The sequence below is a fragment of the Aeromonas sp. 604282 genome, assembly GCF_049170575.1.
In the GTDB taxonomy this organism is placed as follows: domain Bacteria; phylum Pseudomonadota; class Gammaproteobacteria; order Enterobacterales; family Aeromonadaceae; genus Aeromonas; species Aeromonas veronii_A.
Window position 1 is genome coordinate 95,039 of record NZ_JAAKMV010000004.1, and the last position, 15,292, is coordinate 110,330.

General features: G+C 56.2%; 13 protein-coding genes. 3 read left to right on the plus strand and 10 right to left on the minus strand.

Annotation, left to right across the window (positions count from 1 at the left end):
• Window positions 1-9 precede the first annotated feature (9 nt).
• From G5367_RS07040 to tapM, 5 genes are read right to left on the minus strand one after another with little or no spacing between them, the layout of a single operon-like run.
• Entirely contained in the window at window positions 10-2,226 is a 2,217-nt protein-coding gene (locus G5367_RS07040; protein WP_005347911.1) for a type IV pilus secretin PilQ, read from the minus strand.
• 16 nt (window positions 2,227-2,242) lie between these two features.
• A complete protein-coding gene (locus tag G5367_RS07045) occupies window positions 2,243-2,776 on the minus strand; it encodes a pilus assembly protein PilP (RefSeq protein WP_288728481.1) in 534 nt (177 codons plus the stop codon).
• On the minus strand, window positions 2,773-3,372 hold the full coding sequence (gene tapO, locus G5367_RS07050; RefSeq protein ID WP_005347920.1) for a PilO family type IV pilus biogenesis protein TapO: 600 nt from the start codon (window positions 3,370-3,372) through the stop codon (window positions 2,773-2,775). Before tapO ends, G5367_RS07045 begins: the two co-directional genes overlap by 4 nt.
• Window positions 3,369-3,947, minus strand: a complete 579-nt coding sequence (gene tapN / locus G5367_RS07055; RefSeq protein WP_288728479.1) for a PilN family type IV pilus biogenesis protein TapN — start codon at window positions 3,945-3,947, stop codon at window positions 3,369-3,371. The genes tapO and tapN overlap by 4 nt, the downstream gene beginning before the upstream one ends.
• On the minus strand, window positions 3,935-4,996 hold the full coding sequence (gene tapM, locus G5367_RS07060; protein ID WP_421212294.1) for a PilM family type IVa pilus assembly protein TapM: 1,062 nt from the start codon (window positions 4,994-4,996) through the stop codon (window positions 3,935-3,937). Before tapM ends, tapN begins: the two co-directional genes overlap by 13 nt.
• A 297-nt stretch (window positions 4,997-5,293) precedes the next feature.
• Between tapM and G5367_RS07065 the strand changes: the two genes are divergently transcribed.
• On the plus strand, window positions 5,294-7,765 hold the full coding sequence (locus G5367_RS07065) for a penicillin-binding protein 1A (protein ID WP_005347929.1): 2,472 nt from the start codon (window positions 5,294-5,296) through the stop codon (window positions 7,763-7,765).
• A gap of 48 nt (window positions 7,766-7,813) precedes the next feature.
• Here G5367_RS07065 and oxyR read toward each other — a convergent pair whose 3' ends face one another.
• From oxyR to G5367_RS07085, 4 genes are all read right to left on the minus strand, one after another.
• Entirely contained in the window at window positions 7,814-8,713 is a 900-nt protein-coding gene (gene oxyR / locus G5367_RS07070; protein ID WP_421244209.1) for a DNA-binding transcriptional regulator OxyR, read from the minus strand.
• A 142-nt stretch (window positions 8,714-8,855) separates the two neighbouring features.
• On the minus strand, window positions 8,856-10,496 hold the full coding sequence (locus G5367_RS07075; RefSeq protein ID WP_337072439.1) for a methyl-accepting chemotaxis protein: 1,641 nt from the start codon (window positions 10,494-10,496) through the stop codon (window positions 8,856-8,858).
• Between the two features lie 171 nt (window positions 10,497-10,667).
• The gene (locus G5367_RS07080; protein ID WP_421244208.1) at window positions 10,668-11,312 is read right to left on the minus strand and encodes a DsbA family protein; all 645 of its coding nucleotides are present in this window, start codon (window positions 11,310-11,312) and stop codon (window positions 10,668-10,670) included.
• Window positions 11,313-11,387: 75 nt separating this feature from the next.
• Complete coding sequence (locus G5367_RS07085; RefSeq protein WP_421244242.1) at window positions 11,388-12,248, minus strand: Vmh family MBL fold metallo-hydrolase; 861 nt, start codon at window positions 12,246-12,248, stop codon at window positions 11,388-11,390.
• 126 nt (window positions 12,249-12,374) lie between these two features.
• Here G5367_RS07085 and G5367_RS07090 point away from each other — a divergent pair, with 126 nt between their 5' ends.
• Window positions 12,375-13,274, plus strand: coding sequence for a LysR family transcriptional regulator (locus tag G5367_RS07090; RefSeq protein WP_421244207.1), 900 nt, complete (start codon window positions 12,375-12,377; stop codon window positions 13,272-13,274).
• A 75-nt stretch (window positions 13,275-13,349) separates the two neighbouring features.
• Here the strand turns inward: G5367_RS07090 and G5367_RS07095 are convergent, their stop codons facing one another.
• Window positions 13,350-14,129 (minus strand): BPSS1780 family membrane protein, encoded by a 780-nt coding sequence (locus G5367_RS07095; protein ID WP_421244206.1) that lies wholly within the window; start codon window positions 14,127-14,129, stop codon window positions 13,350-13,352.
• Window positions 14,130-14,431: 302 nt separating this feature from the next.
• Between G5367_RS07095 and G5367_RS07100 the strand changes: the two genes are divergently transcribed.
• Window positions 14,432-15,250 carry a peptidoglycan DD-metalloendopeptidase family protein gene (locus G5367_RS07100; protein ID WP_421244205.1) on the plus strand — a complete coding sequence of 273 codons (819 nt, stop codon included), beginning with the start codon at window positions 14,432-14,434 and terminating at the stop codon, window positions 15,248-15,250.
• The last annotated feature ends 42 nt before the right edge of the window (window positions 15,251-15,292 follow it).

Sequence of the window (15,292 nt, forward strand, 5' to 3'; positions counted from 1 at the left end):
GTAAAGCCTTCAGAAGGCGTCGGTGACTATCTTGGGGGTCACGAAAATCAGCAATTCCCGCTTTTTGTTCTCGCTGGTGGTCTTGCGAAACAGGGCCCCCAATCCGGGTATATCGCCCAGCAAAGGCACCTTGGTCACATCACTTTTGATAGTCTGCTGATAGATGCCGCCGAGTACCAGAGTCTCACCATTGTTCACCAGCACCTGTGTCGTGATGGACTGAGCATTGATGGAAACCGCATCACCGGTACCGGTCGGTACGGTTTCGCCCTTGGTATCCTGGGTGACGGTCAGGTCGAGAATCACACGATTGTCAGGGGTGATCTGCGGTGTAACCTTCAGGCTCAGCACAGCCTTCTTGAAGGTGACCGAGGTTGCACCACTGGAAGAGGACTCCACATAGGGGATCTCGGTACCCTGTTCAATCAATGCCGGTTTCTGATTAGCCGTGGTCACCCTCGGACTGGCGATAATCTCTGCCTTGCTCTCTTTTTCCAGCGCCGACAACTCGAGATCCAGCAAGGTGCCATCAGCCAGACGGGCAACCTGGAATGCCAAAGTACCAGCAGCATTGGTCACCGGCAGGTTGACGTTCAACCGATCGTCAGCTGATGGCCGGGGATTGATAGCCGAACCGCCGTTGTTATTACCTGAGCCATCATTCCCCTCAATAGAGCCGGACGTGCTATTACCATGTCCATCATTCTTGGTCACCCCCCAACGCACGCCAAGCGCCTCATCAAAACCGTCGTCGATAGTCACCATGCGTGCTTCAATGACGACCTGCTTGACCGGAATATCCAGAATATCGAGCATCCGCTTGATGCTGCTGATCACTTCAGCCGTATCTTTGACCACCAACACGTTGGTGCGCTCATCCACACTCACCGCGCCACGTGGCGACAGCAACTTGGTACTCTCGGATGAGAGCAGAGCAGCTACTTCGGATGCTTTCGCATAGTTAATCTGCAAGTATTCGGTATATAACTGGGCCAAATCGGCCACCTGATTACGGCTCTCTAACTGCTGTTTCTCCCGTGCCGCAATCTCTTCAGCCGGAGCAACCAGCAGGATGTTGTTATCAAGCCGCTTATCCAGACCACGTACTTTCAAAATGATGTCGAGCGCCTGCTCCCAGGGCACACCATCCAGTCGTAATGTCAGATTGCCGGCTACAGAGTCGGTGGTCACCAGATTGAGGTTGTTGAAATCTGCGATAAGCTGCAGCACAGTACGGACTGGAATATCCTGGAAGTTCAATGAGATAGGCTTTCCTTGGTACTGCCTTGAGGACGCCGATGCCGCCTGACGTTTTTTCACCTCGATAATGAAAAGTTTATCGGCCTGATCGTAACGGTAATCAAATTGACCATTAACCGACAGTTCAAATAGAGTGTCACTGCCTTGTCGAGACACCTCAACCTGAGAGACCGGCGTTGCAAAATCCTGCACGTTGATCAGATTAAGCAAACCATCGGGCACCCTAGTGCCATGAAACTTGGCTAGTACGGTCTGGCCGCGGCTGCTCACATCGACGGCAGCCGAGCTGTTGTCCAGCGTGACCAGAAACTCCCCCTGGCCATCCTTGCCACGACGAAAATCCACCCCAGTCACCGAGTTGAAATAGGCTCCACTCCCACCGTTCTGATAGTTGCTGAGCAATGGTTTACTGGCGGTAGGAGTAGCAACAGGGGAGCTGACAGGTGTCACAGGTAGTGACTTGGCAACTACCTGAGAATTGAGTAGTGCCGAGGGTGCTGGTGTGGCCAGCATTGCAGAGGACGCTGTTACAGCAGGAGCAATCAGAGCACTATCACCATTATTCAGGGCAGATGAGGTCCCATCCCCCAGGGAAACCAGCAACTTGTTACCCTGCTGCTGAACCTGATAGGGAGCCAGCTGATCGAGCGCAATTTTGATGTCAAGGCCAGCCCCCTTCCCTTCCACCTTAATATTGTCTACCCCCTGACGCTGAATAGGCAGCGGATTTACCTTGAGCGCCCCCACGGCTCCAGGCACATGCAGCAGAAGCTGATTAGGTTGATAAGAGAGGCGATCGGTAAAGCCACTCACAGGCTCGCTGAAGCTGAGCTCCAATTGCAACTGATCTGCCAACAATGGATTAACTTTTATCTCTTGCAAGGTTGCCACTGCCCACGCCTGGCTGAAGGCACTGGCGCAAAACAGCAAAGCCACTTTTGTTAGACTGTCTATGGTTGTTCTCATTGCTGTTCGTCCCTGATTATTGTTTTTCTTGCATATTGGCCATCGCCAACTGGGTTTCTCTTGTTACCCAGCACCCCTTTCCATCCGGAATGGTTTCCAGCAAATCCACAGCCGTAGGAGTAATCTTGATGACTCGCCCCTGATCGAGCCCCATATACTGGTTGAGCCCGACCCGTATGGATTTTCCATCGGGTGTGCTGATCAGGGCCCACAACTGCCCGGCCTTGCCCAAAGAGCCATGCATTGACAAGCTGGCGAGGGAGTAGTTTTCCAGCACCTCTTTTTCTCTGTCCATCATAACCTGCGCGCAATCAGGTTTCACTTGGGAGGCATTCGCTCGTCCGACACTTGCTTCTGGTTGAGGCATCATGAAAGGGCTACGCAGGTCACGTTGTTGATAGTGCATGGGGGAAAACGGCTTCAACTGGGGTAACGGTTCAATCGGCACAGGAGGTCTTGCCTTGATTTGGGCAATATAGGAATCCATCTCCTCCTGACCACCACACGCCGCCAGCAAGAGAGCAGGTAACAAGCAGCAGATGCGTCTCATTGTTTCTGCTCCACTGTTTTACCATTGTACTTATATGTTTTGGCAAGCATCGACATAGAAATCAGGTCTCCTGGATCCTTGCTCTGACTCAAGGTAAAGGAGTCGAGAATAACGATACGAGGCAAGGCCGCCATATCTGCTGTAAATTTGCCTATCTGATGATAATCACCCACTACCTCGATCCTCATAGGCAGTTCGGTAGAAAATTCGTGCTTGACTTCTGGTTCCCAGTTGATGCGATTCAGTTTCAAGCCATTATCGGTGGCAATAAAGCTGATATCGTCAAGCAAGCCGGCAACCTCATGGGTATTTGGGAGTTGTTTAAGCTGAGTATCGACCAACTGCTCGAGCTGGATCATTTGTGCCTTGTAGGCTCCCAGGTTAGCTGCCAGCATCGCCTTGCTTTCAAACTGACTTTTCAGCTCTGTCTCTCTGGCACTCTCGTTAGTCAGATTGCCCAATGAATTGGCTATCACATAGTAATAAATAGCACCACCAGTCAATACACAGCACAGCAGGATAAAGACCGCTTTAGCCCATTTTGGCCAGCTCGCGATGTCATTCAGATCAAGCTCGTTGAGTTGCTGAAGATTCATTTGCTCTCCTTGGCCATATCCCCGGCAGCCGCGGCGTTACTGGCAATCAGGAACATCATCGAGAATTGGCTCAACGATACCGGTGCGACCTCTGACGCAAAAATTGTGCTGATTTTTGACTGCCCCAACCAACCGGAGCCATCGATTCGACGCATCATGCTGGCCACTCGGCCATAAGCTTCTGTCTTGCCATTGACATCGATAATGTTGTTTTGCAATGAGAGGGTATTAAGATAAACCCCATTGGGTACCAGAGAGGGGAGCTGGTTAAAGAGGCGAACAGGCACATTCCTCCGCATCTGCAGATGTTCGATAAGCTGCATCCTATCGATCAGCTCTTTGCGACGCTCCTTGAGCAAACGAATCTCACCTAATTGCGCATCGAGGATGGTCATCTCCTGAACCAACCGCTGATTGCGCTGCTGCTGGGCGGTAATCTGGCGCTCGACCAGCCAGTTGGCAAAGAGACTCAGTGCGACAGTGACCAACACGAAAAGCCCAAGCAGGGCTCCGAACTGTTTCTTTTGACGCTGAGCCCGGGCCTCGCGCCAAGGGAGAAGGTTTATATTTGACATGGTGTAAAACTCCTCAGAGCCAACCCGAATGCCGTCATATATTTAGCTCCATGTACCAGGTCTGCGTTCCCTTTCGGTTTTCCAAACAGGGTGAACAAATCCGGATGAAGTACCTCGCAATTGGCTTCTTCTTTTATTTGCACCAACAAGCCAGGTAGTAAACTACCACCCCCGGTCAGCACCAACTTGGCAATATCGCGGTAGCCTGACGAGCTGCAAAACAGCTGGATATTACGCCGCACCTGTTGTAGGAGCGAGTTGATATGTGGCATCAGCACGTCCAGCTCATGGTCAACAGGTAAAGTACCTTTGGTCTTGGCTTGTTCAGCCTCATCAAGGGTCATGCCATAAAAGGATGAGATGGCCTGGCTATATTGATCACCGCCGAAATTCTGCAATCGAGAGTAGATCACCTCCCCCTTAACCAAGGCGGCGAAAGTCATGGCACTGGCACCAATGTCGATCACTCCGATCGGTCGCTCACTCTCCTGCAACTCGGGCAAACAGGCCACTACGGCTCGTCCAAGTGCATGTGCCCCCACATCTACTACCTTGACGGCAATGCCTGCCTCAGCGAGGGCACTGACACGACCATTGACACTCTCTGTTCGAGCGGCACTCAGCAGAACATCCTGACGATCTTCACTGGCATTGGTGCCCAGCACCTCAAAATCGAGACTGACTTCATCAAGGGGGAAGGGAATGATCTGCTCGGCCTCCAGCTGCACCTGGCTCTCCAACTCCTTGTCACCGAGACGGGCATCAATCTGAATTACCTTGGTGATCACGTTGGAACCAGTCACTGCAGTCGCTGCATAATCGCTATGGCCAGAGATAAGACGCTTGAGGTTTTTCAAAGATGGGCTGACCCGCTCGATATCCTGCAGCTGGTAGTCAACCAGTGTTCCTTTCGGGGTGACAACCTCGGCTACAGATTCAATATGCAGCTTGCCGGGACGGCCACTGAGCGTAACGGCCTTGATGGTCTGGCTACCGAAATCAATGCCCGCCAGGGGGAGGAGGGATCCCTTATTAAATAGCCCAAACATATACACATCCATGCGTTATTGGGTTTTATACCTGAATTGAGTGTAGGACACTCTATCATATGAGAGCTTGACCCATCCTAAATGCTCTAACTATCAATGTCATAAAGTTTATACCGAAAAGTGACCCACCTCGCTTTCTTGAGATGAAGGCGGCACCTTGGTTATTGCTCAGCGTAGTGCTAACCTCTCGCATCCTGTCGATGGGTGACTTGCCACAGGAAAACCTCGAATTCCAGATGGCAAAAGGGCTATACTCTGCGCCCGTTGGCTAAATTTAAGACGATTGGTAGTTCTTCCATGCTGAAATGGCTCGTTCGCCTGTTTATTGTCATGATGCTGGGTGCTGTGCTGGGTGTTGCCAGCCTCATCGGTATCTACTTCTATATCAAACCCCAACTGCCCGATGTCACCGCACTGCGTGATGTCAAACTGGCAACCCCGATGAGGGTCTACAGCCGAGATGGGGAGTTGATCGCCCAATATGGCGAAATCCGTCGCATTCCGTTGCGCCTGGATGAAATCCCCCAACCAATGATCGATGCCGTACTGGCAACCGAAGATGCCCGCTTCTACGAGCACCCCGGCATTGACCCCATCGGCATCATTCGCGCCGCCTCCGTCTGGGCCGTATCAGGTCATGCCCGTCAGGGTGCCAGCACCATTACCCAGCAGGTTGCCCGCAACTTCTTCCTGAGCAATGAGAAAACCATCATCCGCAAGATCAAGGAGGTCTTCCTGGCCTGGCGGATCGAGCAGAATCTCTCAAAAGACGAGATCCTCGAACTGTACCTCAACAAGATTCCTCTCGGTTATCGCTCCTTCGGGATCGGTGCTGCGGCTCAGGTTTATTTTGGTAAAGAGGTCAAGGATCTGGGGCTGGACGAGATCGCCATCATTGCCGGTCTGCCCAAAGCCCCCTCCATGCTCAACCCCATCCGCTCCCCCGAACGCGCCTTTGCTCGCCGCAACGTTGTGCTGGGCCGGATGCTGGAGACCGGCAAGATCACCCAGGCCCAATTTGACGAAGCCTCCAAAATGCCGATCAAGGCCCGTTTTCACGGCGCCGAAGTGACCCTGCACGCCCCCTATCTGGGGGAAATGGTTCGCCAGAAGATGGTCGAGCAGTTCGGTGAAGATGCCTACACCATGGGCCTGCACGTCTACACAACCGTCTCTGCCGAACGCCAGCGGGCGGCCAGACAGGCGCTGCTGGATGGCGTCTTTGCCTACGATATGCGTCACGGCTATCGTGGCCCGACGGCTCAGTTGTGGAAGGCTGGTGAGTCAGCCTGGGATTACGAGCAGATCGTGGCCCACCTTGGCAAGCAGCCCACTTATGATCCGCTGATGGCGGCCGTAGTTACCAAGCTCGGTGACCGGAGCGCAACGCTGGTACTGAAAAATGGCAAGGAAGCAGAGCTCGGCTGGAACGGCATTAAATGGGCCCGCTCCTTTATTACCGACGACCGTCAGAGCTATGCCCCGAAATCGGCGCGCGATGTACTGAAAGTCGGCGCCCAGATCTGGGTGCGGGAAGAGGGCGAAGAGTTGCTGCTGTCCCAAATCCCGGACGTCAACGCCGCGCTGGTTGCCATGAACCCGAAAAATGGGGCACTGGAAGCACTGGTCGGGGGGTTCAGCTTTGAGCTCTCCAAATTCAACCGGGTCGATCAAGCTCGTCGCCAGATTGGTTCCAATATCAAGCCTTTCCTTTATGCGACCGCGCTGGAGCACGGCTATACCTTGGCGTCGCTCATCAACGATGCGCCGATCAACCAGTGGGATCCGTCAAAAGGGCCCATGTGGCAGCCCAAGAACTCCCCGGCCGTTTATGATGGTCCCACCCCGCTGCGTCTGGGTCTGGCCAAGTCCAAGAACGTGATGTCGGTTCGACTGATGCGCGCCATCGGTCTGGATACCTATATAGATGGTCTGACCCGCTTTGGCTTCCCTCGCGACTTCATCTCTCCCCATGAGTCGCTGGCACTGGGCGCTGCCGAATTCACCCCCCTCGAGGTGGTACGTGGTTACTCGGTACTGGCCAACGGTGGCTTCCTGGTGACACCATATTTCATCGACAAAGTGACCGACAGCCTGGAGAACACCCTCTATCAGGCCAATCCCGCCATCGCCTGCAGCAATTGCGAACAGCAGACGGCGTCCGAACAGAGCACACAGTCACAGCCAACTGTTGATGGCACAGCACAAGATGGCTCTCAGACTCCTCTCGCACCGCTCATAGCCCCGCATACCATAAGTGCCCAGAGCGCATTTCTGATCACCGACACCCTGAGCACAGCCATCTGGGGTGGCAACGGCTGGCGTGGTACCGGCTGGCGTGCAGCCCGCGACCTGAAGCGTCACGACATCTCCGGTAAAACCGGTACCACCAACGAATCGCGGGATGCCTGGTTCTCCGGCTACACCCCGGACATAGTCGCTACTTCCTGGATCGGTTTTGACAACCACCAACGTGGCCTTGGTCGTGCCGAATTTGGTGGTGGCGCCGCACAGCCTATCTGGATCGACTTCATGAAAGTCGCTCTCAAAAAGCTACCGGAGCACAAGATGCCGGTTCCCGAGGGGATCATGACGGTGAAGATTGACAGCGAAACAGGCCTGCTGGCGACCAGTGGTGGCACCGACGAATACTTCAAGGAAGGTACTGAGCCGACCCGTTACGCTGCGCCCAGCTCGGACGGCAATCAGGTCTACGGCGGCGACAACCCCGATATGGAAGGGCCTGTCTCTACCGACGATATCTTCTAGGTCGCTCTTGCGGCAGAAGCAGAACCGGCAGCCTTGGCTGCCGGTTTTTTATTGGGCCAACTGCTTGCGCATCAATGTAGCGATCGTGGCCGCCAACTCGTTGAAACAAGGGCGACGCACCGAGTAGTGGCGATAGAGCAGCGAGATAGTCCGCCCTGGCACCGGGTCGACCACGGGTCGATAACTGACTCCTCCCTCATCATGATCGGCAGGTACGGCCAGCTTTGGTACCAGAGTCATGCCGCTACCGGCAGCTACCATGTTGCGCAGGGTCTCGAGACTGGTACCCTTGAAGCGCGGATCTTCACCTATCCCACCAGCAAAACAGAATCCCATCGCCTGATCCCGCAAACAGTGGCCATCGGCCAGCATCAGCAATTTCTTGCCCCTGAGATTGCCGAGCGGCACCTGTCTGGCCTGTGCTTCGGGGTGATGGCAAGGCACCGCCAACCACATCGGCTCGTGGTAGAGCTGGATTGAACCAAACCCCTCCATCCCCGGCATCTCGGCCAGAATGACGCAATCCAGCTCCCCCTCTTCCAGCCGCTTGAGCAGGGTCTGGGTTTGCTCCTCATAGAGGTAGAACTCCAGCTGGGGGAAACGCTCACGCAGGGCCTGGATAATGCGGGGCAACAGATAAGGGCCCACAGTCGGAATAAAGCCGATATGGATCTCCCCGGACATCGGCTCGGAAAAATGCTGGCCGATGCTCTTGAGCTCACGCACCTCCTTGAGCACCCGACGCGCCTGATGAGCCATGGCATCGCCAGCAGGGGTAAACAGCACCTTGCGCGAGGTACGTTCGATCAGAATGACACCGAGTTCATCCTCCAGCTTGCGCAGCTGACCACTCAGGGTAGGTTGACTGACAAAGCAGCGTTCGGCGGCTTTGCGAAAATGTTTTTCCTCATCCAGCGCCACCAGATATTCGAGATCGCGAAGATTCATACAGCAAGAGTCCTGCCTGGAAAATGGGCCATCAGCATGCACAATATCACCCAGCGGAACAAGTCATCGGCTCGCTCTGGCCCTCGGAAATAACAAAGCCCGATCACCTCGCGGCAATCGGGCTGTTTGACTCGACAAGGGATTACACCCTGAAACGGCGCACCATATCCTGCAACTGGCTGGCCAAATGGTTCAACTCGTTGCAAGCTTGAGCCATCTGGGTGGCACCGGCCGCCACCTCTTCGGAGGCGTGGCTGATATTGACCACGTTGCGGTTGAGCTCCTCACTCACCGCCCCCTGCTCTTCGGTGGCTGTCGCAATCTGGATATTCATGTGGGAGATGCTGCTGACCGAGCCACTGATCTGGGAAATGGACTCTCCCGCCTCCCGAGCGGTAGCTACAGTGGTGTTCATCAGCTCCTGACTCTGTTGCATGGTACTGCCCGCCTGTTCGGCACGCTGCTGCAACTCGGCAATGATGGTATTGATCTGGGAGGTGGAGTCCTGAGTGCGCTTGGCCAGCGTACGCACCTCATCAGCCACCACCGCAAACCCCCGTCCCTGCTCACCGGCACGGGCCGCTTCAATGGCCGCGTTCAATGCCAGTAGGTTGGTCTGTTCGGCAATGCCGCGGATCACCTCCAGCACCATGCCGATATTGCGGCTATCATCGCCCAGTTGCCGGATCACCACTGCAGTGCTCTCGATGGCCCCTGCCACCCGCTCGATGCGCAAAATAGAGTCATTAACAGTCTTGGCACCAATCTCTGCGGTTTCGCTGGCCGAGGTGGCGGCACTGGCGGCATCGCTGGTGTTGCGAGAAACCTCCTGCACCGTGGCCTGCATCTCGTTCATCGCGGTTGCCAGCTGATTAAGTTCATGCTGCTGGGCACTCATGTTGGCCGCTGACTGCCTTGCTACCGAGCTCATCTCTTCGGTGGCCGAACTCAGTTGCACCACTGAGCCCGACACTTCACTGACCAGGGTGCGCAAATTGGTCTGCATCTCGCCAAACCCTTTGGCAAGGGTGCCCAGTTCATCATTGTTGAACTGCTGCATATCGATGCGGGATGTAAGATCGCCGGAGGAGACACGGCGGGTCTGCTCCAGAAGGGCCATCACCGGATTGCGGATCTGGGCGGTCAACAGCCAGGCAATCACCACCACAAAACCCAGCGTCACCAGGCTGACAATAATGCTCATGGTTCTGGCATTGCTATACATGGCCGCAATGTCTTTCACCATCTCATCGGCAATCTCGTTATTGATCTCCCGCAAACGATAAGACTTGGCACCAACCTCTTCCAATGCGGCACGAGTCTCGTTTTTGCGCAGACTTCTGACTTTATCCAGATCGCCAGCAGCAAAGGCATTTAGCAGCTGGTCATGCACCGAAAAATACTTGGCCCCCGCCGCAACCACCTGCTCATAAACCTGCTTCTCTTCACCAGTAGTGAAAGGTAAAGCACCATATTTTTGGGCTGCTTGCTCAAATTCCTGCTTAGCCTTATTGAAGGTCAGGGTGCGATCGCTTACCTCTTGCTCATCTTTGTTCAGGCCACCGATGACCTGGGCCAACTCTGAACGACGCGCATCCAGCACGGCGACATGCATCTGGCTCGCCAGACGAGTAGAAGGCAGCAAATTACCTGTTATGGTTTCGGTATCACCATAGAGCTTTGCCAGCTGGCTGATTGAAAACCAGGCCAAGCCCAGTACCAACAAGGCCAGGATGGCAAATCCGGCACTCAGTTTCTGGCCGATGGACATGTTTTTGAACATATAAGGGCTTCCTTGAAATGAGTCTTCACTCCCGCAACATCCACCGGGAATGGTCATATAGAGCATAGCCTGCACCCAGAAAGTAGAAGGATTTCATACCGTTTCTGTGCTTGTTTGCCTATCGGCCCTGGACTCCTTTCCTGAAGCGAACCAGTGTTCAAATAACAGCCATCATGTGATTAGCGCCAGCAGATGCGTGCGCAGAGCATCCGGCTCCCCCAGAAAATCGGCAACCCGTACAGGCGTGACCCGCCCCTTGTGCATCAGCCCAAGGGTGGGATAACCCTGACCCCCCAGCCGCTTCATCCAGCCCTGGCTATCTGCCAGATGTTGCAGCAAGGGGGCCTGCAGATAAGCTTGCTGGAATGCCTCGGCTGCAATCCCCTGCTCTACCGCCAGAGTGGCAAGAAACGCCAGCTCGCCAGTCCAGATCCCGTCTCGATAGTGGGATTGCTGGATCCGGTGCAACATGGCCAACCCATCGCCCCCCAATGCCGTGACAGCCAAGATCGCGCGGATCGGCGGCTCGGAGTCCAGCAGAGCCCCTTCCCGCAACAGCAGTTCGTTGAAATAGCGCTCGCCAAAATGCTGGCCGGTCAGCGCTTCGATCCGCTGATCATGGGGGCGCACATAATCACGCAATGCCTCGCCCATCGGCTGACGGCGGCTGCCCAGCCAGAGGCCACCCGCATGCAGCTCGATCTTGAGCCCGTCAAGGGTGGCTGCCGCCTGCAACAGGGGCGCGGCACCGTAGCACCAGCCACAGAGCGGGTCATAGACATAATGGAGGGTAGTTTGTTGTTCGCTCATCTTCATTCTCACTTCAATCTTGGATAAAAAACCGGGCCCTGAGGCCCGGTAAAAAAACACAGGGAAAGCAGGCTCAGTGGCTTACCACTTCATCTCGCCGGTATTGACCTTGGCACCGATGGCCAGACCATCGTCAACCGGCAGCGCCGGGTAGGCCTTCTTCAGAGCCTCGATCAGCTCGCCGGAATTTTTTGCCTTGGCCAGCTCCTGCTCGAAACGCTCTACATAGTCACGGGTAAAGGTCACAGCCGCAGTGCCTTTGGGAGCAGTCCCCAGGAAGTGGCCCGGAACCACGCGCTCGGGTTTCAGGGCCAGCAGGTTGTCCAGCGCCTTGACCCAGTTGCTGCGGGCTGCTTTGGTCTGGCTGTCTGCCATCCAGACATGCACCCCGTGATAAACCGGCACACCACCAAAAGCAGTCTTGATGGAAGGGGCCCAGAGGTAGGCATTCGGGGTATTCATCTCTTTGATCTCAATCTTCTCGCCATCCAATGTCAGGTGGCTGGCAGTCATCACTTGCGGCACGGTCAGGCTCTTCGGTGCGCCCTTGCCGAGGATCGGGCTCCAGTAACTCAGCTTGGCATCCTTGGTCTGGTTGATATGGTCAACCACATGCTGGTCAGCCAGCACTTTGACATCCGGGAACGCAGCCATGACGGGCTCCAGACCGAAGTAGAAGTCGGGGTCACCGGCACTGATATACACAGTGGTCAGCTTCTTGCCGCTCTTCTTGATCATGTCGACCAGCGCCTGACCACTTTGCACGTCGAACTGGGCATCGATCAGGATGGCCTCTTTGTCACCGGTCACCAGTGAGGAGGAGACCGGGAAGATCGCCTTCTCGCCAGGGTTGTAGACGGTCACGCTCAGAGGGGCGGCCAGTGCGGCGCCACTCAGCAGGGTGGTAGCCAGAGTCAGGTTGCGGATCAGGGTGTTGTTCATCATCTATTCCTCATTAAGTATTCGGGGGGTCATTTGATGGACACAGTGTATTAGATCGCATAAGGTGCAAATACAGCATAAAAAGCGCATCACTGTTGCACATATCGAACATATAGAGAGCCATACATGGATCGACTGACCGCATTGCAGGTCTTCGTCAGCGTAGTCGAACAAGGGAGCCTGAGCGGCGCAGGAGAGAAGCTGGATATGTCGCGCGCCATGGTGTCGCGCTATCTTGCCGAGCTGGAGAGCTGGATGGGCGCCCGCCTGCTGCACCGCACCACCCGTCGTCTGAGCCTGACCGGGCCGGGAGAGGAGGCACTGAACCGGGCCCGCGCCATGCTGGCGCTCGGCGAAGAGATGGAGCAGATCGCCGTGAAGGGGGATGACGCCCCCAAGGGACAACTGCGGATCACCAGCAGCTACTCTCTGTCAGAAGCGCTGCTGGTCGGTGCTGCCAACGACTATCTGGCGCAATACCCTGGGACGGCCATCGACATCCTGCTGCTCGACAGAACCGTCAATCTGGTAGAGGAGCGGATCGATCTGGCAGTGCGCATCACCAACGACCTCGACCCCAATCTGGTGGCACGCCGTCTCGGCACCTGCCACTCGGTGGTCTGTGCCAGCCCGGCCTATCTGGCCCGTCATCCGATGCCACACAAGGTGCAGGATTTGGCGCTGCACAACTGCCTCACCTACACCTACTTCGGCAAGAGCCTGTGGGAGTTCAATGGACCGGATGGCCCCGAGTCAGTGCCGGTCAGCGGTAACCTGAGCGCCAACATCTCCAACCTGCTGCTGGAAGCAACGCTGGAAGGCGCCGGGATCAGCCTGCAGCCCCGCTACTCGGCCCAACCCTATCTGGAGCGAGGAGAACTGGTCCCCCTGCTGACCGCCTGGCAGCCCAAGCGCCTCGGGGTCTACGGGGTGTATGCCACCCGTAAACAGATGTCGCCGCTGCTGCGCAGCTTCCTCGATTTTCTGCTGGCCCGCATGGCGGCTGATCCCATCTGGCAGGAGTAAGCACTCCTCACACCCAAGCAGCACGAACATAACGAAGGGGCCGCTGCAGGCCCCTTCTTCATTCTGATCCCTTGATCAGGCTTCAAATCCGAATGGTTCTGAGTGCGGCGCTTCCGGCTGCGCACTCTCGTCGAGGAAAATATCCCGATAAGCCACATAGATGGAGTAGTTGAGCGCCGGGATCACCACCAGCAGACCTACCAGCAACAACATAGCGCCAAACAGCAACAACATAGCTGAGAGCAGTCCCCACCAGAAGAAGGGCCACATATTGCGCCAGCAGCCGAAGAAGCTCAGACGCACCGCCTGGATGATGCCGATATCGTGGAAATAGATGAGCGCCGGGGCAAAGGTGACCCCCATCAGCACGGGAACAATGAGCAACATCCCCACTAGCAATACCAGCAGCAGTTGCTGCAACTGGCTCGCAGAGACCACCATGCTCTCGGGAGCCTGCGTCAGCAGCGGGAGCAGCCCCCACACGGAGAGCAGACCGAGACAGACGAGTCCAACCAGGCTGAACAGCAGCAACACCAGTAGACCACCGAGCATCAGCGGGGTCAGCTTGTGGCGAAAACCGGCGAAGAGATCGGCAAACTGCAGCTGCTCGCCCCGATAGCCCCGTGCGGCGACCGCCACCCAACCCGCACCCCACACCATGTAAAGCAGTTGGGAGATGAAGCCACCCGCCGGCAGTTGTTCCAGCAGCATCCCCACCAGAAACCAGACCAGCACCATGGCCACGCTGATCCCCATCCCCTTGTTGAAGATATCGAACCCGCTGCGAACCCAAAGCCAGCCACGACCTGTTGTGTACCGGGCCGGTGTGGTACGCAAAGGGGGTAATCCGTTCATATCGTCTCCTCGGAGTGTCGGTGGCATCAGTGCCGGAAGCCGATTCTAGAGCCAGGGCGGGGGCGACTCAATGGCGAAGCAACCCGAGCACGACATAAAACCTGACGCAGCGATGCACAAAAGGGGCATCAGCCACGCCCCGCCACTGGCTGCCCCGACCATAACGAGGCACAATCTGCCCCCTTCCCCAGCCGCGCCTGTCGTGGCCTACGTGTCGTGATCACCCTTTAGTGATCGATGAATACCGGACAGGGGGTTGTCATCCCGCCATCCCGGGCGCTTTAACATCGAGTGGTATCGTCATGAGAGTTGTGTGTTGTCTGTTGTTACTGGCCAGCCAGTCAGCCCTGGCCGAGGGTTTTATCAGTCGCCTGCTCAACCATCCGGTGCCGGGTGGCGTTGCGGTGATTCCTCTTGGCGCGTCACCCACTGCCCCCACGGCCCGCTATCACGATAACCCCGTGCTGGTGGTGCGCGAAGATAACCAGTGGATCGCCATCGTCGGCATCTCTCTCAAAAACCCGCTTGGGGCCCAGCAACTGACCACTGGTGATGGCCGCACTCTCGGCTTCACCGTCACCCCCAAGCACTACCGCGAGCAGCATATCAAGCTCAAAAACAGCCGTCAGGTCAATCCGCTTGCCGAGGATATGACCCGTATCAACCGCGAGCTGGCGGAGCAGACCCGGGCTTACCAGACCTTCAGCCCCAACCAGCCGAGCAACCTGCTGTTCGACAAGCCGGTCAACGGCCCCCTCTCCAGCCCGTTTGGCCTGCGTCGCTTCTTCAATGGCGAGGAGCGCAACCTCCACTCCGGCCTCGACTTCGCCGTGGGCGCCGGCACCCCGATCAAGTCCCCCGCCGCAGGCAAGGTGATCCTGATCGGCAACTACTTCTTCAATGGCAATACCGTCTTTGTCGACCACGGTCAGGGGCTCATCAGCATGTTCTGCCACATGTCGAAGATCGATGTGAAGCTCGGCCAGAGCCTGCCGCGTGGCGGCATCGTCGGGCGAGTCGGCTCGACCGGCCGCGCAACCGGCCCCCATATGCACTGGAACGTCAGCCTCAACGACACCCGGGTCGATCCCGCCATCTTTATCGGCGCCTTCAAGCCTTGACCTGATTACAAGAGAGGCAACCCATGGCTGCCTCTCTACTAT